Source organism: Pseudomonas sp. PH1b (assembly GCF_000633395.1).
Classification (GTDB): Bacteria; Pseudomonadota; Gammaproteobacteria; order Pseudomonadales; family Pseudomonadaceae; genus Aquipseudomonas.
In genome coordinates this window covers 122,101-144,126 of sequence record NZ_AYMU01000004.1, presented here as the reverse complement: position 1 = coordinate 144,126, position 22,026 = coordinate 122,101, and the positions used below count along the sequence as shown (strand labels likewise).

Here is a 22,026-nt window from a genome sequence, read left to right as displayed (position 1 = left end):
CTGCGTTCACTCTAGCTTGACGCTGTCACAGCGCCATCAGAACACGACTTTGTAAACCGGTTCCGAAGGTCAATCACTAAATTGTCCTGCCCATTTGAAAAGAGGCTGCGCGCGTGAGCGGGCAGCCTCTTCTGGGCGACAGTTGAAAACTGTCTTATTGCTTGCTGGCAGCCAGCTGAGCAGCAACTTCTTCAGCGAAGTTGTCCACTGGCTTCTCGATGCCTTCGCCCACTTTGAAGTAGGTGAAGGAAACGATTTCAGCGCCGCCCTGCTTGGCCAGAGTACCTACGGTGATCTCTGGGTTCTTGACGAAGGCTTGCTCAACCAGGCTGGCTTCAGCCAGGAACTTGCTGATGCGACCGGCAATCATCTTCTCGACGATTTCGGCAGGCTTGCCCTTCATCTTGTCTTCGTTGAGGCTCATGAACACGCCTTTCTCGCGCTCGATGGCTTCAGCGGAAACTTGCGATGGCAGCAGGAACTCAGGGTTGCTGGCTGCTACGTGCATGGCGATGTCCTTGGCCAGCTCGGCGTTGCCGCCTTTCAGAGCGACCACAACACCGATCTTGTTGCCGTGCAGGTACGAACCCAGTACGTCAGCTTCGATGCGCGCCAGGCGACGGATGTTGACGTTCTCGCCGACTTTGGCAACCAGCGCTTCACGAGCCGATTCCTGAGCGGCGATCAGCGGAGCTGCGTCGGTCATTTTTTCAGCGAAGGCTTTTTCAACGCATGCGTTGACGAAGTTCTTGAAGTCGTCTTGCAGGGCCAGGAAGTCGGTCTGCGAGTTGACTTCGATGATCACGGCAGCCTTGCCGTCTTCCTTGATGGCGATGGCGCCTTCAGCAGCAACGTTGCCTGCTTTCTTGGCAGCCTTGATCGCGCCGGAAGCACGCATGTCATCAATGGCTTTCTCGATGTCGCCGCCGGCCTTGGTCAAGGCCTTTTTGCAATCCATCATGCCTTCGCCGGTACGCTCGCGCAGTTCTTTAACCAGCGCCGCAGTAATCTCTGCCATTTTCAAAATCCTCTTGGATAGGTTTTCAACCATTCCACCCGATCGAACGGGCGTTCAATTCTTGGGCCTTGCCCCGAAGTCATCTCATAGCAGCCGCCCATTACAGAAACTGCAGGGGGCTCGACAAAATGATTTTCGAGTTGGCAAAAAGGGGGCCAAGCCCCCTTTTTGCGTACTGAGTAAACGCTAAGCGTCAGTTACTCAGGCTTCAGCCGCCGGTGCTGCAGCTTCTTCGAACACTTCGGTGCCGCCAGCAACGTTGTTGCGACCACGGATCACAGCGTCAGCCATCGAACCCATGTACAGCTGGATGGCGCGGATGGCGTCATCGTTGCCTGGGATGATGTAGTCAACGCCTTCCGGGCTGCTGTTGGTGTCGACAACGCCGATGACCGGGATGCCCAGCTTGTTGGCTTCGGTGATCGCGATGCGCTCGTGGTCAACGTCGATCACGAACAGTGCGTCAGGCAGACCGCCCATGTCCTTGATACCGCCCAGCGAACGATCCAGCTTTTCCAGATCGCGAGTGCGCATCAGCGCCTCTTTCTTGGTCAGCTTGGCGAAAGTACCGTCTTCGGCCTGTACTTCAAGGTCACGCAGACGCTTGATGGAAGCACGAATGGTCTTGTAGTTGGTCAGCATGCCGCCCAACCAGCGGTGATCGACGTACGGCGAACCGCAACGTGCTGCTTCTTCAGCAACGATCTTGCCAGCGGAACGCTTGGTGCCGACGAACAGAATCTTGTTTTTGCCCTGGGCCAGACGCTCTACGAAAGTCAGAGCTTCGTTGAACATTGGCAGGGTTTTTTCAAGGTTGATGATGTGAATCTTGTTGCGCGCGCCGAAAATGTACTTACCCATTTTCGGATTCCAGTAACGGGTTTGGTGACCGAAGTGCACACCGGCCTTCAGCATATCGCGCATGTTGACTTGGGACATGATAGTTCCTTAATAAGTCGGGTTAGGCCTCCACGTATCCCAATGACCAACCAACAGCTTGTGCTGAGGGCACCCAGGTCATCGTGTCGACACGTGTGTGGGTTTGGGCTTTTCGGGGCATCCCCGGAAAGCGGCGCATTTTATACCACAGCAAGGGCGAAAACGGAACCCGGATTCACATCCACTGATCCGTGCACTTTTTGCCCCGCCCTTGGAATCGCGCCAGAATGCACCATTGTATAGAGAGAAGCGCCAGCAGAACCTCAGATTTACGCTGGCCGTCTGTTAGAATCGCACCTTTGCGGCTTCTGAAAACCTCACCGGCCCACCGTAGGCCCCGCTTTGCAACTGCAGGTTTTCAAGCCATTCCGTGTTTATCGCGCCCCTGAGCGTCAAGAGAGCCTGTATGACCGTCACCCTCAAAACTCCCGAGGACATCGCCAAAATGCGTGTCGCCGGCAAACTGGCCGCCGACGTGCTGGAAATGATTGCCGAGCATGTCAAACCCGGTGTGACCACCGAAGAACTGGACCGCATCTGCCATGACTACATCGTCAATGTGCAGGGTGCGATCCCTGCCCCGCTGAATTACAAGGGGTTCCCCAAGTCCATCTGCACCTCGATCAACCACGTGGTGTGCCACGGCATTCCCAACGAGAAGCCGCTGAAGGATGGCGACACCCTGAACATAGACGTCACTGTGATCAAGGACGGCTACCACGGCGATACCAGCCGCATGTTCCACGTCGGCAGCGTGCCGGTGTGGGCCGAGCGCCTGTCGCAGATCACCCAGGAATGCATGTACAAGGCCATCGAACTGGTCAAGCCGGGCTGCCGCCTGGGCGACATCGGTGAAGTGATCCAGAAGCACGCGGAAAAGAACGGTTTTTCGGTGGTCCGCGAGTTCTGCGGCCACGGCATCGGCAAGGTGTTCCACGAAGAGCCGCAGATCCTGCACTACGGGCGTGCGGGCACCGGCATGGAACTCAAGGCCGGCATGACCTTCACCATCGAGCCGATGATCAACCAGGGCAAGGCCGACACCAAGGTGCTGGGCGACGGCTGGACCGCCATCACCAAGGACCGCAAGCTTTCGGCACAGTGGGAACACACCCTGCTGGTGACCGAGACCGGCTACGAGATCTTCACCCTGCGCAGCGACGACACCATCGCCCGGGTTTCTGCCTGACTCCCCGGGGTCTGTCGCCGCAGGGTGACAGACCCAAGCGCCGCGTCCCGACCTTATAGATAGAAAGGAAAGCCGATCGATGCCGCAGGTGGATCCCGAACTCTTCGACCGTGGTCAGTTCCAGGCGGAACTGGCGCTGAAAGCCAGCCCCATCGCCGCGTTCAAGAAGGCCATTCGTCAGGCACGGGAAGTGCTCGATACCCGCTTTCGCAGTGGGCGGGAGATCCGCCGGCTGATCGAAGACCGCGCCTGGTTCATCGATAACATCCTGCAAAAGGCCTGGGATCAGTTCAGCTGGAGCGAGGACGCCGACATCGCTCTGGTGGCGGTCGGCGGCTACGGTCGCGGCGAACTGCACCCCTACTCCGATATCGACCTGCTGATCCTCCTGGACAGCGCCGATCACGAAATCTTCCGCGACTCCATCGAACGTTTTCTGACCCTGCTCTGGGACATCGGCCTGGAAGTCGGGCAAAGCGTGCGCTCGGTGGACGAGTGCGTCGAAGAGGCGCGGGCCGACCTGACGGTGATCACCAACCTGATGGAAAGTCGCACCATCGCCGGCCCCGAGCACCTGCGCCAGCGCATGCTGGAAGTCACCAGCACCGCGCACATGTGGCCGAGCAAGGACTTCTTCCTGGCCAAGCGCGCCGAGCAGAAGGCCCGGCATCACAAGTACAACGACACCGAATACAACCTGGAACCCAACGTCAAAGGCTCCCCGGGTGGCCTGCGGGATATCCAGACCATCCTCTGGGTCGCCCGGCGCCAGTACGGCACCCTGAACCTGCGAGCCCTGGCCGGCGAAGGGTTCCTGGTGGAAAGCGAGAACGCCCTGCTGGCCTCGTCCCAGGAGTTCCTGTGGAAGGTGCGGTACGCCCTGCACATGCTCGCCGGGCGCTCCGAAGACCGCCTGCTGCTCGACCATCAGCGCTCCATCGCCACCCTGCTGGGCTTCGAAGGCGATGACGCCAAGCAATCCATCGAAAGCTTCATGCAGCAGTACTACCGGGTGGTGATGAGCATCGCCCAGTTGAGCGACCTGATCATCCAGCACTTCGAAGAGGTGATCCTCGCCCCCGATGACGAGGCCCCGCCGCAACCGATCAACCCGCGCTTCCAGCTGCACGATGGTTACATCGAGGCGATCAACGACAACGTGTTCAAGCGCACGCCGTTCGCCATGCTGGAAATCTTCGTGCTGATGGCCCAGCACCCGGAAATCAAGGGCGTGCGTGCTGACACCATCCGCCTGCTGCGCGAGCACCGGCACCTGATCGACGACGACTTCCGTCACGACATCCGCAACACCAGCCTGTTCATCGAGCTGTTCAAGTGCGAGATCGGCATTCACCGCAACCTGCGCCGGATGAACCGCTACGGCATTCTCGGACGCTACCTGCCGGAGTTCGGCTTCATCGTCGGGCAGATGCAGCACGACCTGTTCCACATCTATACCGTGGACGCCCATACGCTGAACCTGATCAAGCACCTGCGCAAAATGCAGTACACGCCGATCTCGGAGAAATTCCCCCTGGCCAGCAAGCTCATGGGCAAGCTGCCCAAGCCCGAGCTGATCTACCTGGCCGGCCTGTACCACGACATCGGCAAGGGCCGGCACGGCGACCACTCGGAAATCGGTGCGGTGGACGCCGAAGCCTTCTGCGTGCGCCATCAGTTGCCACAATGGGACACCCGGCTGATTGTCTGGCTGGTGCAGAACCACCTGGTGATGTCCACCACCGCCCAGCGCAAGGACCTGTCCGACCCGCAGGTGATCCACGACTTCGCACAGTTCGTGGTCGACCAGACCCATCTTGACTACCTCTATGTGCTGACCGTCGCCGACATCTACGCCACCAACCCGACCTTGTGGAACTCCTGGCGCGCCAGCCTGCTGCGCCAGCTCTACACCGAGACCAAGCGCGCCCTGCGCCGCGGCCTGGAAAACCCGGTGGACCGGGAAGAGCAGATCCGCCAGACCCAGAGCGCCGCCCTGGACATCCTGGTGCGCAATGGCACCGATCCGGACGAGGTCGAGCAACTCTGGTCGCAATTGGGCGACGACTATTTCCTGCGCCATACCGCCGGCGACGTGGCCTGGCACAGTGATGCGATCCTCCAGCAACCGGCCGACGGCGGCCCGCTGGTGCTGATCAAGGAAATCGCCCAGCGCGAATTCGAGGGCGGCACCCAGATCTTCATCTACGCCCCGGACCAGCACGACTTCTTCGCCGTGACCGTAGCCGCCATGGACCAGCTCAACCTGAACATCCACGACGCACGGATCATCACTTCCAGCAGCCAGTTCACCCTCGACACCTACATCGTCCTGGACAACGACGGCGAGTCCATCGGCAACAACCCCGAGCGGGTCGAACAGATCCGCAAAGGCCTGACCGAGGCACTGCGCAACCCCGACGACTATCCAACCATCATCCAGCGTCGAGTGCCGCGCCAGCTCAAGCATTTTGCCTTCGAACCCGAGGTGACCATCCACAACGACGCCCAGCGCCCGGTCACCGTGCTGGAACTGAGCGCCCCGGACCGCCCGGGCCTCCTGGCGCGAATCGGCAAGATCTTCCTGGAGTTCGACCTGTCGCTGCAGAACGCCAAGATCGCCACCCTGGGCGAGCGCGTGGAAGACGTGTTCTTCATCACCGACGCGCACAACCAGCCCTTATCCGACCCCCAGCTGTGCAGCCGCTTGCAGGATGCGATCGTCGAACAGTTGAGCGTCCGCCACGAACCGACTATCGAAATGACCCGCCTGAGCATCTGACAGGTCATGAACCGCCGCCTTGTGTGAGATACCGCACCGATGAACAACGCTCTGAACCAGTTGCAGCCCTACCCGTTCGAAAAGCTTCGCGCCTTGCTCGGCAGCGTGACGCCCAACCCGGACAAGCGTCCGATCGCCCTGTCCATCGGCGAACCCAAGCACCGCTCGCCAAGCTTCGTCGCCGAAGCCCTGGCCAACAACCTTGAGCAGATGGCGGTCTACCCCACCACCCTGGGCATCCCGGCCCTGCGCGAAGCCATTGCCGGCTGGTGCGAACGACGCTTTGGCGTTCCAACCGGCTGGATCGATCCGGCGCGCAACGTGTTGCCGGTGAACGGCACCCGCGAAGCGCTGTTTGCCTTCACCCAGACCGTGGTCAACCGCGGCGACGATGCCCTGGTGGTCAGCCCCAACCCCTTCTATCAGATCTACGAAGGCGCGGCCTTCCTCGCCGGAGCCAAGCCCCACTACCTGCCCTGCCTGGACGAAAACGGCTTCAACCCGGACTTCGACGCCGTGCCGGCCGAGATCTGGCAGCGCTGCCAGATCCTCTTCCTGTGCTCACCGGGCAACCCTACCGGCGCGTTGATCCCGATGGACACCCTGAAGAAGCTGATCGCCCTGGCGGACGAACATGACTTCGTGATCGCGGCCGACGAGTGCTACAGCGAGCTGTACTTCGACGAGCAGACCCCACCGCCGGGCCTGCTCAGCGCCTGCGCCGAACTGGGCCGCCAGGACTTCAAGCGCTGCGTGGTGTTCCACAGCTTGTCCAAGCGCTCCAACCTGCCGGGCCTGCGCTCGGGCTTCGTCGCTGGCGACGCGGACATCCTCAAGGGCTTCCTGCTGTACCGCACTTACCACGGCTGCGCCATGCCGGTGCAAACCCAACTGGCCAGCGTCGCCGCCTGGAACGATGAAGTACACGTGCGCGCCAACCGCGCCCTGTACCGCGAGAAGTTCGACGCCGTGCTGGCGATCCTCGCGCCGGTACTGGACGTGCAACGCCCGGATGGCAGCTTCTACCTGTGGCCGAACGTGGCCGGGGATGACGCGGCCTTCTGCCGCGACCTGTTCGAGCAGGAGCACGTGACCGTGGTGCCGGGCTCTTATCTGTCGCGGGATGTGGACGGTACCAACCCGGGCGCCGGGCGCTTGCGCATGGCGTTGGTTGCGCCGCTGGCGGAGTGCGTGGAAGCCGCCGAGCGAATTCGCGACTTCGTGTTGCGTCGCGCTTGAGGGCCTTCGCCGGCAAGCCGGCTCCTACATCCCCGCTGTAGGAGCCGGCTTGCCGGCGAAAGCGTCATCCGCTCACTTCACCTGCCCCAGATTGGCCTCGCTCAAATCCAGGTCCGCCAATACCTCGCGCAGCACATCGTCACCAATCTGGTGATGCCGGCTCAGTCGGTACAACTCCAAGCGTTGCGCGCGCAAGGCCTTGAGCCGCAGGCGCCGCTCCAGCAGGTCCATCTGCAACGCCATGGCCTGGGCCTCGGCCGAATCGTTATAGACCTCCAACTGATGCCGGTACTCGGCCATCAGGCGCCCCTTGAGCTCGGTGGCCAGGGCCGCCTGCGCCGCATCCGGGGCCTCGGTGCCTTCGGCCACTTCTTCGGCCTCCAGGGCATGGATCGCCGCTTCGGCGGTCTTGCGCCAGGCATCACGCACCTCGCCTCGACGCTTGTCGTCCGGACTCTTGGGGATGCCGCGCAACAGCAAAGGCAAGGCGATACAGGCCGCGACCAAGGACAGCAGAATCACCCCGGCAGCGATGAAGATCAGCAGGTCCCGTTCCGGGAACGCTTCCCCAGCCCCCAGGAACAAGGGCACCGACATCACGCCCGCCAGGGTCACCGCCCCACGCACCCCACCCACAGTCAGCAGCCAGCAGGAGCGCGCCGTCGGCACCAGGGTCAATTCACCCTTGCCACGCCAGCGCCGCAACAGGCCGGACAGACGCCAGATGCTCTGCACCCAGATGAAGCGCAGCACCAGCAACACCAGGAAGATCGCCACCACATCCAGGCAGCGATAGAACAGGGTTGGCCACAGCGAGGTCTCGTGACTGACCACCGCCTTGATGATGTCCGGCAGTTGCAGCCCCAGGAGCAGGAAGATCAGGCCGTTGAAGGCGAATTCCAGCAGCGACCAGACACTGCGGTTGAGCAGTCGGGTGCTGGTCTGGCGCGGCAGCAGGTCGAGCCAGCTCTGCATCATCCCCGCCGCCACCGCCGAGAGAATGCCCGAGGCGCCCAGGCGCTCAGCCAGGACGTAGGCCGCGAAGGGCAACAGCAGCATGAACACCACGTGGGTCGCCGGGTCATCCCAGCCACGGGCGATCATCCAGGCCCGCAGGCGCCCCACCAGCCAGCTCAAGGCCACACCGACCGCCAGCCCGCCCACCGCCACCAGGACAAAGGTCAGGCTGGCATTGGCCAGGGAGAACACCCCGGTGATGGCCGCCACCAGGGCGAACTTGAAGGTCACCAGGCCCGAGGCGTCGTTCATCAAGGCCTCGCCCTGCAGCATGTGCATCAAGGGGGTCGGCAGACGGTTCTGGGAAATGGCCGAAACCGCCACCGCGTCCGTGGGCGAGAGCACCGCGGCCAGGGCAAAGGCCACCGGCAGGGGAATGGTCGGCAGCAGCCAGTGAATGAAGTACCCGGCACCGACCACGGTGAACAGCACCAGGCCCACCGCCAGGGTCAGGATCGGCCCGCGCAGGCGCCAGAACTCACGCTTGGGCATGCGCCAGCCATCGGAAAACAGCAACGGCGGCAGGAACAGGAAGAGAAACAGTTCCGGGTCCAGGGCCACGTGCAAACCCAGGGTCGGCCAGGCCAGCAAGGCCCCGGCAGCGATCTGCACCAAGGGCAATGGCAGCGGGATCACCCGCCCGACAAGACGCGAGAGGCTCACCAGCATCAACAGGATGAGCACGGTATAAGCGGTTTGCATAAAGCGAAAATCCAAGGCTTAACAAGAAAAATCGTACATATATGAGCGAAGAGTCGCCGACGAAGTGCCATATTAGCCTCTTAAGCTCACACTCGACCGCTGCACAAAAGTCGCAACCGCCTGGGCGCCTTGCAATAACCTGCGACAAAGCCGAATTCAGGCCGACGCCGAAGCGCCGCGGTCGTGGCATAATCCGTGGTCTTTTATCTCCAGCAACTCCAAAGGGGGCAATTCCTTGACCGCTTCAAGCAAAACGTTGCACCTTTTCGGCATCAAAGCCTGCGACACCATGAAAAAGGCGCGCACCTGGCTCGATGAACACGCTGTCAGCTATGACTTCCACGACTACAAGACCTCCGGCATCGACCGTGAGCACCTGAACCAATGGTGCGACGAGCACGGCTGGCAGGTGGTGTTGAACCGCGCGGGCACGACCTTTCGCAAACTCGATGACGAAAGCAAAGCCGATCTCGACCAGGCGAAAGCCGTTGAACTGATGCTCGCGCAACCCTCGATGATCAAGCGCCCGGTGCTCGATCTCGGTGACAAGACCCTGATTGGCTTCAAGCCAGACCTTTACGCGGCAGCGCTCCAGTAAGCCTGCTCACTCAATTTCGCAAGAGGTAACTGCATGTCCACTACCCTGTTCAGCCTGGCATTCGGTGTCGGCACCCAGAACCGTCAAGGCGCTTGGCTGGAAGTGTTCTACGCCGCGCCACTGCTCAAGCCTTCCAGCGAAATCCTTGCTGCGGTAGCGCCGATCCTGGGCTACAGCGAAGGCAACCAGGCCATCACCTTCACCACCGCCCAGGCCGCGCAGCTGGCCGATGCCCTGAAAGGCATCGACGCCACCCAGGCCGCCCTGCTGACCCGCCTGGCCGAGAGCCACAAGCCGCTGGTCGCCACCCTGCTGGCTGAAGACGCCCAGCTGAGCTCCACCCCGGAGGCCTACCTCAAGCTGCACCTGCTGTCCCACCGCCTGGTCAAGCCCCACGGCCTGAGCCTGGCCGGGGTGTTCCCGCTGTTGCCGAACGTGGCCTGGACCAGCCAGGGCGCCATCGACCTCGGCGAGCTGGCCGAGCGCCAACTCGAAGCGCGCCTGCGCGGCGAGCTGCTGGAAGTGTTCTCGGTGGACAAGTTCCCGAAAATGACCGACTACGTGGTGCCGAGCGGCGTGCGCATCGCTGACAGCGCGCGGATCCGCCTGGGCGCCTACATCGGCGAAGGCACCACCGTGATGCACGAAGGCTTCGTCAACTTCAACGCCGGCACCGAAGGCCCGGGCATGATCGAAGGCCGCGTCTCGGCCGGCGTCTTCGTCGGCAAGGGCTCGGACCTGGGCGGTGGCTGCTCGACCATGGGCACCCTGTCCGGTGGCGGCAACATCGTGATCAAGGTTGGCGAAGGTTGCCTGATCGGCGCCAACGCCGGCATCGGCATCCCCCTGGGCGACCGCAACACCGTGGAGTCGGGCCTGTACGTGACTGCCGGCACCAAGGTCGCGCTGCTGGACGAAAACAACCAGCTGGTGAAAGTGCTCAAGGCCCGTGAGCTGGCCGGCCAGCCGGACCTGCTGTTCCGTCGCAACTCGGAAACCGGCGCCGTGGAGTGCAAGACCCACAAGTCGGCGATCGAGCTGAACGAAGCGCTGCACGCTCACAACTAAGCCTGTAGGAAAACTCGCTGGGCGATCAGCCAAGGCAAAAGCCGGCGAGGAGGCGCGTGTAGGGACCTACATGAGCATTCCGAGCCTGCTTCTGCTTAGTGCCGAAGGCGCCCAACGCGCCGCCTGGTCGCAGCGCAGGCAGTTTTCCTGCAGAGCCGAAGCAGCGATTCGGTTTCATCGGAACCTGCCGGGCGCTTATCATCAGCGCCCGGCCTGTTCAAACGAGTCCTCCCACCATGCTTGTGCCCTCCCCCTGGCGCGCCGACTTCCCGGCCATCGCCACCCTGCAACGCCAGGACCAGACCTACCTGGACAACGCCGCCACCACGCAAAAGCCCCAGGCCCTGCTGGACGCCCTGGTGCACTACTACGCCAATGGCACGGCCAATGTGCATCGTGCACAGCATCTGCCCGGCGCCCACGCCACCCAGGCGTTCGAAGACAGCCGCAGCAAGGTCGGCCAATGGCTGAATACCGGTGACAGCGGGCAGATCATCTTCACCCACGGCGCAACCAGTGCCCTGAATCTCCTGGCCTACGGCCTGGAACACCATTTTCAAGCGGGCGATGAACTGGTCATCAGCGCCCTCGAACACCACGCCAACCTGCTGCCCTGGCAGCAGTTGGCACAGCGCCGCGCACTCAAGCTGGTGGTCCTGCCCCTGGGCGCCGACGGCTTGATCGACCTCGACGCTGCGGCCGACCTGATCGGCCCACGGACCCGACTGCTGGCGGTAAGCCAGCTGTCTAACGTGCTCGGTGCCTGGCAGCCACTGCCGCCACTGCTGGCCCTGGCCAAGGCCCATGACGCCCTGACCGTGGTCGATGGTGCCCAGGGCGTGGTCCACGGGCGCCACGATGTACAGGCCCTGGGCTGCGATTTCTACGTTTTTTCCAGCCACAAGCTGTACGGCCCCGACGGGGTCGGCGTGCTGTTCGGCCGTCATGAGGCGCTCAAGGGCCTGCACCACTGGCAGTTTGGTGGCGAGATGGTCCAGGACGCCGACTACCAGCACGCCAGTTTCCGGCCGGCGCCCCTGGGCTTCGAGGCTGGTACGCCGCCGATCGCCAGCGTCATTGGCCTGGGCGCCACCCTCGACTACCTCGGTACCCTGGACCAGGACGCAGTCAACGCCCATGAAAGCGCGCTGCACGCCTATCTGTTGCAGGGCCTGCAGGCGCGCAAGGGCATCCGCCTGGTGGGCACGCCAAAACTGGCCCTGGCCAGCTTCGTGGTCGACGGGGTGCACAACTCCGACTTGGCGCACCTGCTGACCGAACAAAGAATTGCCGTGCGCGCCGGGCATCACTGCGCCATGCCACTGTTCAAGGGGCTGGGCCTGACCGGTGCGATTCGCGTGTCGCTGGCGCTGTACAACGACTCTGAAGACCTGGAGCGCTTCTTCGAAGCCCTGGACCAGGCCCTGGAGTTGCTGCGATGAGCCTGCCCGAGGCAGCCGCTGCAGCACTGAAAGTCTTTGAGCAAGCGGCCGGCTGGGAGCAGCGCGCCCGACTGCTGATGCAATGGGGCGAACGTCTGCCGGTGCTGGAGGAAGCCGACAAGGTCGAAGCCAATCGGGTCCACGGCTGTGAAAGCCAGGTCTGGCTGCTGGCGACCGTGGAGGATGGCCACTGGCAGTTCGCCGCAGCCAGCGATGCGCGGCTGATCCGCGGCCTGGTGGCGCTGCTGCTGGCGCGGGTCAACGGCCTGACCGCAGAGCAGTTACGGGAAGTGAACCTGGCGGACTGGTTCAATCAGCTGGGCCTGTCGCGCCAGCTCTCGCCGTCGCGCAGCAATGGCCTGAATGCGGTATGGCAACGCATGAGCGAACTGGCCAGCGCCCCCACTGCGTAACCGTGTAGGAGCCGGCTTGCCGGCGAACAAGGCCTCAAGCCGAGCATCGCCCTCTGGGCTCCTTTCGCTGGCAAGCCAGCTCCTACAACAGCTCAAACCCGCCTCAGCACTTGCCGGCGCAAAGGACTTGATGCCTTGCATCGCCCTCTGGGCTCCTTTCGCTGGCAAGCCAGCTCCTACAACAGCTCAAACCCGCCTCAGCACTTGCCGGCGCAAAGGGCTTGATGCCTTGCATCGCCCTCTGGGCCCCTTTCGCTGGCAAGCCAGCTCCTACAACGGCCTGCGTCTGGGCGAGCGGGTCTTATGCGCCGGGTTTGCTGCGCTCGGACGGACGGCGCACGCCGGCGACAATCTTGTCCACCGCCTTGGTCGCGGCCACCATGCCGAAGGTCGCGGTCACCATCATCACCGCACCAAAGCCACCGGCGCAGTCGAGCTTGACGCCGTCACCGACAAAACTCTTCTGCAGGCAGATGCTGCCATCGGGCTTCGGGTAGCGCAGCTGTTCGGTGGAGAACACGCAGGGCACGCTGTAATGCCGAGTCACGGTGCGCGAGAAGCCGTAGTCACGGCGCAGGGTGGAGCGCACCTTGGAGGCCAGCGGATCATTGAAGGTGCGATTGAGGTCACAGACCTGGATCAGGGTCGGATCGATCTGCCCGCCGGCGCCGCCCGTGGTGATGATCTGGATCTTGCGCCGCTTGCACCAGGCAATCAGCGCCGCCTTGGCATTCACGCTGTCGATGCAGTCGATCACGCAGTCGATGTTCGGGGTGATGTACTCGGCCATGGTGTCGCGGGTCACGAAGTCCGCCACCGCATGCACGCTGCAATCGGGGTTGATGCCCCGCAGGCGCTCGGCCATGACCTCGACCTTGGGCTTGCCGACGGTACTGTCCAGTGCGTGCAGCTGGCGATTGCTGTTGCTGACGCAGACATCGTCCAGATCGAACAGGGAGATTTCGCCCACGCCACACCGGGCAATGGCTTCCGCCGCCCAGGAACCGACGCCACCGACACCGACAATCGCCACATGGGCCGCGCGCAAGCGTTCCAGCCCCTCGATGCCATACAAACGGGCGACGCCGGCAAACCGCGGATCTTCTGTACTCATGACCACCACCTGAAAAAACCGGCGCGCATTATAGGGCTTCGCAGCGACAAGTTTTAAGCAACAAGCTACAAGTTAAGAACTTAAGTTCAAATGCAGTGCCCAAGGTCCGGCTTTCCTCTGTGCGCTGTACGCTCAGTCGAGGCCCGGTGTAGGATGCCCGCCGTTTGGCGCCAGCCGACCTTCCCCTCGTTCCACACCTTTTGGAACCCGAAATAGCTATGTCATCGCGTAAATTTGGACTCAACCTGGTGATAGTGCTGGCCATTGCCGCGCTGTTCACTGGTTTCTGGGCGTTGATCAATCGCCCGGTCTCGGCCCCCAACTGGCCGGAACAGATCTCCGGTTTCTCCTACTCGCCGTTCCAGCAGGGCCAGTTCCCGCAGAAGGACCAGTACCCGTCCGACGATGAAATGCGTCGCGACCTGGAGATCATGAGCAAGCTGACCGACAACATCCGTACCTATTCGGTAGACGGCAGCCTGGGGGATATTCCCAAGCTGGCGGAAGAGTTCGGCCTGCGGGTGACCCTGGGGATCTGGATCAGCCCGGACCTGGAACGCAACGAGCGGGAAATCGTCCGCGCCATCGAGCTGGCCAACAGCTCCCGCAGCGTCGTGCGGGTGGTGGTGGGCAACGAGGCGATCTTCCGCAAGGAAATCACCGCCGACCAGTTGTCGGTACTCCTGGATCGGGTCCGCGCCGCGGTGAAGGTCCCGGTGACCACCTCGGAACAGTGGCACGTCTGGGAAGAGCACCCGGAACTGGCCCAGCACGTCGACCTGATCGCTTCACACATCCTGCCCTACTGGGAGTTCATCCCGGTGGACAAGGCCGGGCAGTTCGTCCTCGACCGCGCCCGGGACCTGAAGAAGATGTTCCCGAAAAAGCCCCTGCTGCTGTCCGAAGTGGGCTGGCCGAGCAATGGCCGCATGCGCGGCGGCGCCGATGCCAGCCCGGCGGACCAGGCCATCTACCTGCGTACCCTGGTCAATGAACTCAACCGCCAGGGCTACAATTATTTCGTCATCGAGGCCTTCGACCAGCCGTGGAAGGCCAGCGATGAAGGTTCGGTGGGCGCCTACTGGGGCGTGTTCAACGCCGCGCGCCAACAGAAGTTCAACTTCGAAGGCCCGGTGGTAGCGATTCCCCAATGGCGGGTGCTGGCCATCGGCTCGGTGGTACTGGCCCTGCTGTCGCTGACCCTGCTGATGATCGACGGTTCGGCGCTGCGCCAGCGTGGCCGCACCTTCCTGACCTTTATCGCGTTCCTCTGCGGTTCGGTGCTGGTGTGGATCGGCTACGACTACAGCCAGCAATACAGCACCTGGTTCAGCCTGACCGTGGGCTTCCTCCTCGCGTTGGGGGCGCTGGGGGTGTTCATCGTGCTGCTGACCGAGGCCCATGAACTGGCCGAGGCGGTGTGGATCCACAAGCGCCGGCGCGAATTCCTGCCGGTGGAAGGCGATTCCAACTACCGACCGAAAGTGTCGATTCATGTGCCCTGCTACAACGAACCGCCGGAGATGGTCAAACAGACCCTCAACGCACTGGCCAACCTCGATTACCCGGACTTCGAAGTCCTGATCATCGACAACAACACCAAGGACCCGGCGGTCTGGGAACCGGTGCAGGCCTATTGCGAGACCCTGGGCCCGCGCTTCAAGTTCTTCCACGTCGCGCCCCTGGCCGGTTTCAAGGGCGGAGCACTGAACTACCTGCTGCCGCACACCGCCAAGGATGCCGAAGTGATCGCAGTGATCGACTCGGACTACTGCGTCGACCGCAACTGGCTCAAGCACATGGTGCCGCACTTCGCCGATCCGAAAATCGCCATCGTGCAGTCGCCCCAGGACTATCGCGACCAGAACGAAAGCACCTTCAAGAAGCTCTGCTATGCAGAATACAAAGGCTTCTTCCATATCGGCATGGTCACCCGCAACGACCGTGACGCGATCATCCAGCACGGCACCATGACCATGACCCGGCGTTCGGTACTCGAAGAGCTGGGCTGGGCCGACTGGTGCATCTGTGAAGACGCTGAACTGGGCCTGCGGGTGTTCGAGAAAGGCCTGTCGGCGGCGTACCACCACGAAAGCTACGGCAAGGGCCTGATGCCCGACACCTTCATCGACTTCAAGAAGCAGCGTTTCCGCTGGGCCTATGGCGCGATCCAGATCATCAAGCGCCACACCGCCAGCCTGCTGCGCGGCAAGAACACCGAGCTGACCCGGGGCCAGCGCTACCACTTCCTCGCGGGCTGGCTGCCGTGGGTCGCCGACGGCATGAACATCTTCTTCACCCTCGGTGCCCTGCTGTGGTCGGCGGCGATGATCATCGTGCCCAAGCAGGTGGACCCGCCCCTGCTGATCTTCGCCATCCCGCCGCTGGCGCTGTTCGTGTTCAAGGTCGGCAAGATCATCTTCCTCTACCGCCGTGCGGTGGGGGTCAACCTCAAGGACGCGTTCTGCGCGGCCCTGGCGGGCCTGGCCCTGTCCCATACCATCGCCAAGGCGGTGCTGTACGGTTTCTTCACCAGCAGCATCCCGTTCTTCCGCACGCCGAAGAACGCCGACAACCACGGTTTCTGGGTGGCCATCTCCGAAGCCCGGGAAGAGTTGTTCATCATGCTGCTGTTGTGGGGCGCGGCGCTGGGGATCTTCCTGGTGCAGGGCCTGCCGAGCAACGACATGCGTTTCTGGGTGACCATGCTCCTGGTGCAGTCCCTGCCCTACGTGGCGGCGCTGGTCATGGCATTCCTCTCGTCGCTGCCCAAACCGGCGGAAGAAAGCCTGCCGGCCCCAGCCAGCTAAATCGATCCAAAGCACTAAACGGCGGCCTCAGGCCGCCGTTTTGCTTTAAGATACCCGCCATTTTGCGCGCCTTGCCCACCACCTGTAGGAGCTGGCTTGCCAGCGAACAAAACAACGCGGTATCTGTGTTCAACCGCCCTCGCCGGCCCGCCGGCTCCTACACAATGCCTTGCACCGGAGTTCCCCATGACGGCCCACGCCGACCTTTCGCCGACCCTGCAACTCGCCTGTGACCTGATCCGCCGTCCGTCGGTGACACCAGTGGACGCCGACTGCCAGAAGCTGATGATGCAGCGCCTGGGCGATGCCGGTTTCAAGCTGGAACCGATGCGCATCGAGGACGTGGACAACTTCTGGGCCACCCATGGCAAGCACCCAGGCCCGGTGCTGTGCTTTGCCGGTCACACCGACGTGGTGCCGACCGGCCCGGTGCAGGCCTGGCAGAACGATCCGTTCGATGCGCTGATCGATGAGCACGGCATGCTCTGCGGCCGTGGCGCGGCGGACATGAAGGGCAGCCTGGCGGCGATGCTGGTGGCCGCTGAGCGTTTCGTCACCGACTACCCGGACCACAAGGGCTCGGTAGCCTTCCTCATCACCAGTGACGAAGAAGGCCCGGCGCATCATGGCACCAAGGCCGTGATCGAACGCCTGGCAGCACGCCAGGAGCGCCTGGACTGGTGCATCGTCGGCGAACCTTCGAGCACCAGCCTGGTGGGCGACGTGGTGAAGAACGGGCGCCGTGGCTCCCTCGGCGCCAAGCTCACGGTGCGCGGCGTGCAGGGCCACGTGGCCTACCCGCACCTGGCCAAGAACCCGATCCACCTGGCGGCCGCGGCCCTGGCGGAACTGGCGGCCGAGCACTGGGACGACGGCAATGCGTTCTTCCCGCCCACCAGCTTCCAGATCTCCAATCTCAATTCCGGCACCGGCGCCACCAACGTGATTCCCGGTGAACTGACCGCGCTGTTCAACTTCCGTTTCTCCACCGAATCCACGGTGGAAGGCCTGCAACAGCGGGTCGCGGCGATTCTCGACAAGCATGGCCTGGACTGGCATGTGGAATGGGCCCTGTCCGGCCTGCCGTTCCTGACCGAACCCGGCGCCCTGCTGGACGCGGTGTCGGCCAGCATCAAGCAGATCACCGGCCGCGAAACCCAGGCGTCCACCAGCGGCGGCACCTCCGATGGGCGCTTCATCGCCACCCTGGGCACCCAGGTGGTGGAGTTGGGACCGGTCAACGCCACCATCCACCAGGTCAACGAGCGGGTCCTGGCCAGCGACCTCGATGTGCTGACCGAGATCTACTACCAGACCCTGATCAAGTTGCTCGCCTGATGCTCGCCTGTCCTCTTTGCAGCGCTCCACTGGACACTGTGGACAATGGCGTGGTGTGCCCGGCCGGGCATCGTTTCGACCGGGCGCGCCAGGGCTACCTGAACCTGTTGCCGGTGCAGCACAAGAACAGCCGCGACCCGGGAGACAACCAGGCCATGGTCGAGGCCCGCCGCGACTTCCTCAACGCTGGGCATTACGCCCCGGTGGCCCGGCGCCTGGCCGAACTGGCAACACAACGTGCGCCGCAGCGCTGGGTCGACATCGGTTGTGGCGAGGGTTACTACACCGCACAACTGGCCGAGGCCCTGCCCGGCGCCGACGGCTACGCCCTGGATATCTCCCGGGAAGCGGTGAAGCGCGCCTGCCGGCGGGCCCCGCAACTGACCTGGATGGTCGCCAGCATGGCGCGCATCCCCCTGGCCGATGCCAGCTGCCAGTTCCTCGCCAGCGTCTTCAGCCCCCTCGACTGGCTGGAAGCCAAGCGCCTGCTGAGCCCCGGTGGCGGCCTGATGAAGGTTGGCCCCACCAGCGGCCATTTGATGGAATTGCGCGAGCGCCTGTACGACGAAGTGCGCGAATACACCGACGACAAGCACCTGGCCCTGGTGCCTGCAGGCATGGCCCTGGCCCACAGCGAGACCCTGGAGTTCAAGCTGCACCTGGAGCGCCCGCAAGACCGCGCCAATCTGCTGGCCATGACCCCCCATGGCTGGCGCGCCAGCGCCGAGCGCCGGGCCGCGGTAATCGACCAGCCCGAGCCTTTCGAGGTCAGCGTGTCGATGCGCTACGATTATTTCGTGCTGCAATAACCCCCTATCAACCCAAGGTCTCGAGCATGGGCTTGAGACCGACTAAATCCGCGAATGGATTTTTCACACCGGCAATGAGGACATCCATGCGCCAGCCCGATATCGAGATTTACCTGAAAGACGCCGACGTCGACTACAAGGCCATCGCCGCCTGGCTGGGCAGCGTGTTCGGCCCCTGCAGCGAATGGGTACAGAAGGGCCAGACCTACAAATGCACCGCAGGCCAGGTGCCGGTGACCTGGCTGCCCAAGGCCGTGGGCAAGTGGAACAGCCTGTACCTGGAAAGCGACCAGACCCCATGGGACGACGACATCGCCTGTGCCCGCGCCGCTTTCGCCGCGCTGAATGTCGAGGTGCGCTGCGCACCGGGTACCTGGGTCGAGGAAGAGGGTGAAGAGACAGCCGATCGCTGGATTCGCATCAGCGCCGACGGTGAGGAAGAGATTACCTGGCGTACCGCCTGAACCCTAAACCCGTAGGAGCCGGCTTGCCGGCGAAGGGGCTCCTGAGCCTTGCATCGCCAGCGCGCGCCAAAGTCGCTGGCACGCCAGCTCCTACAGAGTCGGTTACAGGCCGACGACGTCTTCGGCTTGCAGACCTTTCTGGCCTTCGACCACGGCGTACTCCACCTGCTGGCCTTCGGTCAGGGAACGGTGGCCTTCGCCACGAATCGCCCGATAGTGAACGAACACGTCCGCCCCACCTTCACGCTGGATAAAGCCGTAGCCCTTGGCGTCGTTGAACCACTTCACGTTGCCGGTCTCACGAGTAGTCATGAATCCATACCTCATTTTTTTATTATTGGATTGGCTCACTGCAACCAAACCTTGAGAACTTTCCCTCGACCAGCGTCTCTATGAGTGGAGGCGATACGACCGCGGGAGAGTCGGCCGAGTATATGACAGGCGCTAAAACTCTCAACTCAATATTGTTTGGGGGCTTTTTTGCCGATTTTCGACGAATCCGGCACACTACCGGCCCCGAGCAGTTGCTCGGTTTTTCAATCACTCACGCAGAAGCCGTATGACCCGCTCCCCGATCCGCCGTCTTGTGTTTGGCACCCTGCGCCGACTGCTGTACCTCTGGGTTCGCTCGGAAACCATCAACCAGTCGTCCTTCACCCTCGACCTCGACCGCAGCCGACCGGTGTTCTACGTCCTGCAAAACCCGTCCCTGACTGACCTTGCGGTGGTGGACACCGAATGCACCAAGGCCGGCCTGCCACGTCCGGTGCTGCCGGTGTCGGTGGGCAACCTGCTGGAGCCGGCGGCGTTCTTCTACCTGACTCCGGAGCCGGACTGGCTCGGCCGCCAGGACAAGCGCGGCGCGCCGCCGACCCTGACCCGGCTGGTCAGCGCCCTGACCCAGAACGCTGCCGAAGATGCGCAGATCATTCCGGTCAGCGTGTTCTGGGGCCAGTCGCCGGACAGCGAATCGAGCCCGTGGAAGCTGCTGTTCGCCGACAGCTGGGCGGTCACCGGGCGCCTGCGCCGCCTGCTCAGCATCATGATCCTGGGGCGCAAGACCCGGGTGCAGTTCTCCGCACCGATCAACCTGCGGGAACTGATCGAGCACAACAAGGGCCACGAGCGCACCGTGCGCATGGCCCAGCGCATCCTGCGGGTGCACTTTCGCAACCTCAAGGCCGCGGTCATCGGCCCGGACATTTCCCACCGGCGCAACCTGGTCAAGGGCCTGCTCAACCAGCCCCTGGTGAAGCAGGCCATTCTGGATGAGGCCGAGCGCGAGAAGATTTCCCCGGAAAAGGCCAAGGCCCAGGCCCTGCGCTATGGCAATGAAATCGCCTCGGACTACACCTACACCGCGATCCGCTTCCTCGAAGTGGTGCTGAGCTGGTTCTGGAACAAGATCTACGACGGGATCAAGGTCAACCACTTGGAAGGCGTGCAGAAAATCGCCCCGGGCCACGAGGTGATCTATGTGCCCTGCCACCGCAGCCACATCGACTACCTGCTACTGTCCTACCTGCTGTTTCGCAACGGCCTGACCCCGCCGCACATCGCCGCCGGGATCAACCTCAACATGCCGGTGATCGGCGGCCTGCTGCGGCGCGGCGGGGCCTTCTTCATGCGCCGTACCTTCAAGGGCAACCCGCTCTACACCTCGGTGTTCAACGAGTACCTGCACACCCTGTTCACCAAGGGTTTCCCGGTGGAGTACTTCGTCGAGGGCGGCCGCTCGCGCACCGGCCGCATGCTGCAACCCAAGACCGGGATGCTGGCCATCACCCTGCGCAGCTTCCTGCGCTCCTCGCGCATGCCCATCGTCTTCGTGCCGGTGTACATCGGCTACGAGCGGGTCCTGGAAGGCCGCACCTACCTGGGCGAGCTGCGCGGCGCGAGCAAGAAGAAGGAATCGATCTTCGACATCTTCAAGGTCGTCGGCGCCCTCAAGCAGCGCTTCGGCCAGGTGGCGGTGAACTTTGGCGAACCGATCAAGCTGGCGGAGTTCCTCGACCAGGAACAGCCGGACTGGCGTACCCAGGAGCTGGGCCCGCAATACCGTCCGGCCTGGCTCAACGAAACCACCAATCGCCTCGGCGAGCGGGTAGCCCAGCACCTCAATGAAGCCGCGGCGATCAACCCGGTGAACCTGGTAGCCCTGGCCCTGCTCTCCACCAGCCGCCTGGCCCTGGACGACCGCGCCATGGCCCGGGTCCTGGACCTGTACCTGGCGCTGCTGCGCCGGGTGCCCTACTCGCCCCATACCACCCTGCCCGAAGGCGATGGCCAGGCGCTGATCCAGCATGTGAAGGACATGAAGCTGCTGGCCGAGCAGAGCGACGCACTGGGCAAGATCCTCTACCTGGACGAGCAGAACGCCGTCCTGATGACCTACTACCGCAACAACGTGCTGCACATCTTCGCCCTGCCGGCGCTGCTGGCGAGCTTCTTCCAGAGCTCGTCACGCATGAGCCGCGAACAGATCCTGCGCTACACCCGCGCGCTCTATCCCTACTTGCAGGCGGAGCTGTTCATCCGCTGGTCCCTGGAAGAACTGGACGCGGTGGTGGACCAGTGGCTGGAAGCCTTTGTCGAACAAGGCCTGCTGCGCTTCGAGAACGAGGTGTATCAGCGACCGGCACCCAGCTCGCGGCATTTTGTCCTGCTGACCCTGCTGTCCAAAAGCATCGCCCAGACCCTGCAACGCTTCTACATGGCCATTTCCCTGCTACTCAACAGCGGGCAGAACAGCATCAGTGCCGAAGAGCTGGAGGATCTGTGCACGGTCATGGCCCAGCGCCTGTCGATCCTGCATGGGCTGAACGCCCCGGAGTTCTTCGACAAGAGCCTGTTCCGTCACTTTATCCAGACCCTGCTGGACCAGGGCGTGCTGCGTCGCGACGAAGCCGGCAAGCTGAGCTACCACGAAATACTCGGGGAGCTGGCCGAAGGCGCCGCCAAGCGCGTACTGCCGGCGGAGATTCGCCTGTCGATCCGCCAGGTCGCCCTGCACCGCAGCGAAGATGCCGCCGACCAGCTCGCGGCCCCCACGCAAACCGACTAGATTCTTATCGGCGCCGCAGA

17 protein-coding genes are annotated in these 22,026 nt (G+C 63.0%); 12 read left to right on the top strand and 5 right to left on the bottom strand.

Annotation, left to right across the window (positions count from 1 at the left end):
* Positions 1-154: 154 nt before the first annotated feature.
* Positions 155-1,018 (bottom strand): translation elongation factor Ts, encoded by an 864-nt coding sequence (tsf, locus tag U873_RS0107380; protein ID WP_025127639.1) that lies wholly within the window; start codon positions 1,016-1,018, stop codon positions 155-157.
* Positions 1,019-1,219: 201 nt separating this feature from the next.
* On the bottom strand, positions 1,220-1,957 hold the full coding sequence (rpsB, locus tag U873_RS0107375) for a 30S ribosomal protein S2 (RefSeq protein WP_011059524.1): 738 nt from the start codon (positions 1,955-1,957) through the stop codon (positions 1,220-1,222).
* 406 nt (positions 1,958-2,363) lie between these two features.
* On the opposite strand from rpsB, the gene map reads away from it, so the two are divergent.
* From map to dapC, 3 genes are all read left to right on the top strand, one after another.
* A complete protein-coding gene (gene map, locus U873_RS0107370; protein ID WP_025127638.1) occupies positions 2,364-3,146 on the top strand; it encodes a type I methionyl aminopeptidase in 783 nt (260 codons plus the stop codon).
* 79 nt (positions 3,147-3,225) lie between these two features.
* Positions 3,226-5,928 (top strand): [protein-PII] uridylyltransferase, encoded by a 2,703-nt coding sequence (locus U873_RS0107365; protein ID WP_025127637.1) that lies wholly within the window; start codon positions 3,226-3,228, stop codon positions 5,926-5,928.
* Between the two features lie 39 nt (positions 5,929-5,967).
* Positions 5,968-7,167, top strand: a complete 1,200-nt coding sequence (dapC, locus tag U873_RS0107360; RefSeq protein WP_025127636.1) for a succinyldiaminopimelate transaminase — start codon at positions 5,968-5,970, stop codon at positions 7,165-7,167.
* A 72-nt stretch (positions 7,168-7,239) separates the two neighbouring features.
* Here dapC and U873_RS0107355 read toward each other — a convergent pair whose 3' ends face one another.
* Positions 7,240-8,886, bottom strand: coding sequence for a Na+/H+ antiporter (locus U873_RS0107355; RefSeq protein WP_025127635.1), 1,647 nt, complete (start codon positions 8,884-8,886; stop codon positions 7,240-7,242).
* Positions 8,887-9,121: 235 nt separating this feature from the next.
* Between U873_RS0107355 and U873_RS0107350 the strand changes: the two genes are divergently transcribed.
* The 4 genes from U873_RS0107350 (at position 9,122) to U873_RS0107335 (ending at position 12,407) form a co-directional block, all read left to right on the top strand.
* Complete coding sequence (locus tag U873_RS0107350) at positions 9,122-9,484, top strand: ArsC family reductase (RefSeq protein ID WP_025127634.1); 363 nt, start codon at positions 9,122-9,124, stop codon at positions 9,482-9,484.
* Positions 9,485-9,517: 33 nt separating this feature from the next.
* Positions 9,518-10,552 carry a 2,3,4,5-tetrahydropyridine-2,6-dicarboxylate N-succinyltransferase gene (gene dapD, locus U873_RS0107345; RefSeq protein WP_025127633.1) on the top strand — a complete coding sequence of 345 codons (1,035 nt, stop codon included), beginning with the start codon at positions 9,518-9,520 and terminating at the stop codon, positions 10,550-10,552.
* A 236-nt stretch (positions 10,553-10,788) separates the two neighbouring features.
* Positions 10,789-11,994: an aminotransferase class V-fold PLP-dependent enzyme gene (locus U873_RS0107340; protein WP_025127632.1), complete on the top strand. Its 1,206-nt coding sequence runs from the start codon at positions 10,789-10,791 to the stop codon at positions 11,992-11,994.
* A complete protein-coding gene (locus tag U873_RS0107335) occupies positions 11,991-12,407 on the top strand; it encodes a SufE family protein (protein WP_025127631.1) in 417 nt (138 codons plus the stop codon). Before U873_RS0107340 ends, U873_RS0107335 begins: the two co-directional genes overlap by 4 nt.
* 301 nt (positions 12,408-12,708) lie before the next feature.
* On the opposite strand, the gene tcdA is transcribed toward U873_RS0107335, so the two are convergent.
* Positions 12,709-13,521: a tRNA cyclic N6-threonylcarbamoyladenosine(37) synthase TcdA gene (gene tcdA, locus U873_RS0107330; protein ID WP_025127630.1), complete on the bottom strand. Its 813-nt coding sequence runs from the start codon at positions 13,519-13,521 to the stop codon at positions 12,709-12,711.
* A gap of 218 nt (positions 13,522-13,739) precedes the next feature.
* On the opposite strand from tcdA, the gene U873_RS0107325 reads away from it, so the two are divergent.
* The 4 genes from U873_RS0107325 (at position 13,740) to U873_RS0107310 (ending at position 18,942) form a co-directional block, all read left to right on the top strand.
* Positions 13,740-16,331, top strand: coding sequence for a glycosyltransferase (locus U873_RS0107325; RefSeq protein ID WP_025127629.1), 2,592 nt, complete (start codon positions 13,740-13,742; stop codon positions 16,329-16,331).
* A gap of 186 nt (positions 16,332-16,517) precedes the next feature.
* The gene (dapE, locus tag U873_RS0107320) at positions 16,518-17,669 is read left to right on the top strand and encodes a succinyl-diaminopimelate desuccinylase (RefSeq protein WP_025127628.1); all 1,152 of its coding nucleotides are present in this window, start codon (positions 16,518-16,520) and stop codon (positions 17,667-17,669) included.
* Complete coding sequence (locus U873_RS0107315) at positions 17,669-18,478, top strand: putative RNA methyltransferase (protein ID WP_025127627.1); 810 nt, start codon at positions 17,669-17,671, stop codon at positions 18,476-18,478. Before dapE ends, U873_RS0107315 begins: the two co-directional genes overlap by 1 nt.
* An 86-nt stretch (positions 18,479-18,564) precedes the next feature.
* Positions 18,565-18,942 carry a hypothetical protein gene (locus U873_RS0107310; RefSeq protein WP_025127626.1) on the top strand — a complete coding sequence of 126 codons (378 nt, stop codon included), beginning with the start codon at positions 18,565-18,567 and terminating at the stop codon, positions 18,940-18,942.
* 102 nt (positions 18,943-19,044) lie between these two features.
* On the opposite strand, the gene U873_RS0107305 is transcribed toward U873_RS0107310, so the two are convergent.
* Positions 19,045-19,254: a cold-shock protein gene (locus tag U873_RS0107305; protein ID WP_011059510.1), complete on the bottom strand. Its 210-nt coding sequence runs from the start codon at positions 19,252-19,254 to the stop codon at positions 19,045-19,047.
* A 247-nt stretch (positions 19,255-19,501) separates the two neighbouring features.
* Between U873_RS0107305 and plsB the strand changes: the two genes are divergently transcribed.
* Entirely contained in the window at positions 19,502-22,006 is a 2,505-nt protein-coding gene (plsB, locus tag U873_RS0107300; protein WP_025127625.1) for a glycerol-3-phosphate 1-O-acyltransferase PlsB, read from the top strand.
* The last annotated feature ends 20 nt before the right edge of the window (positions 22,007-22,026 follow it).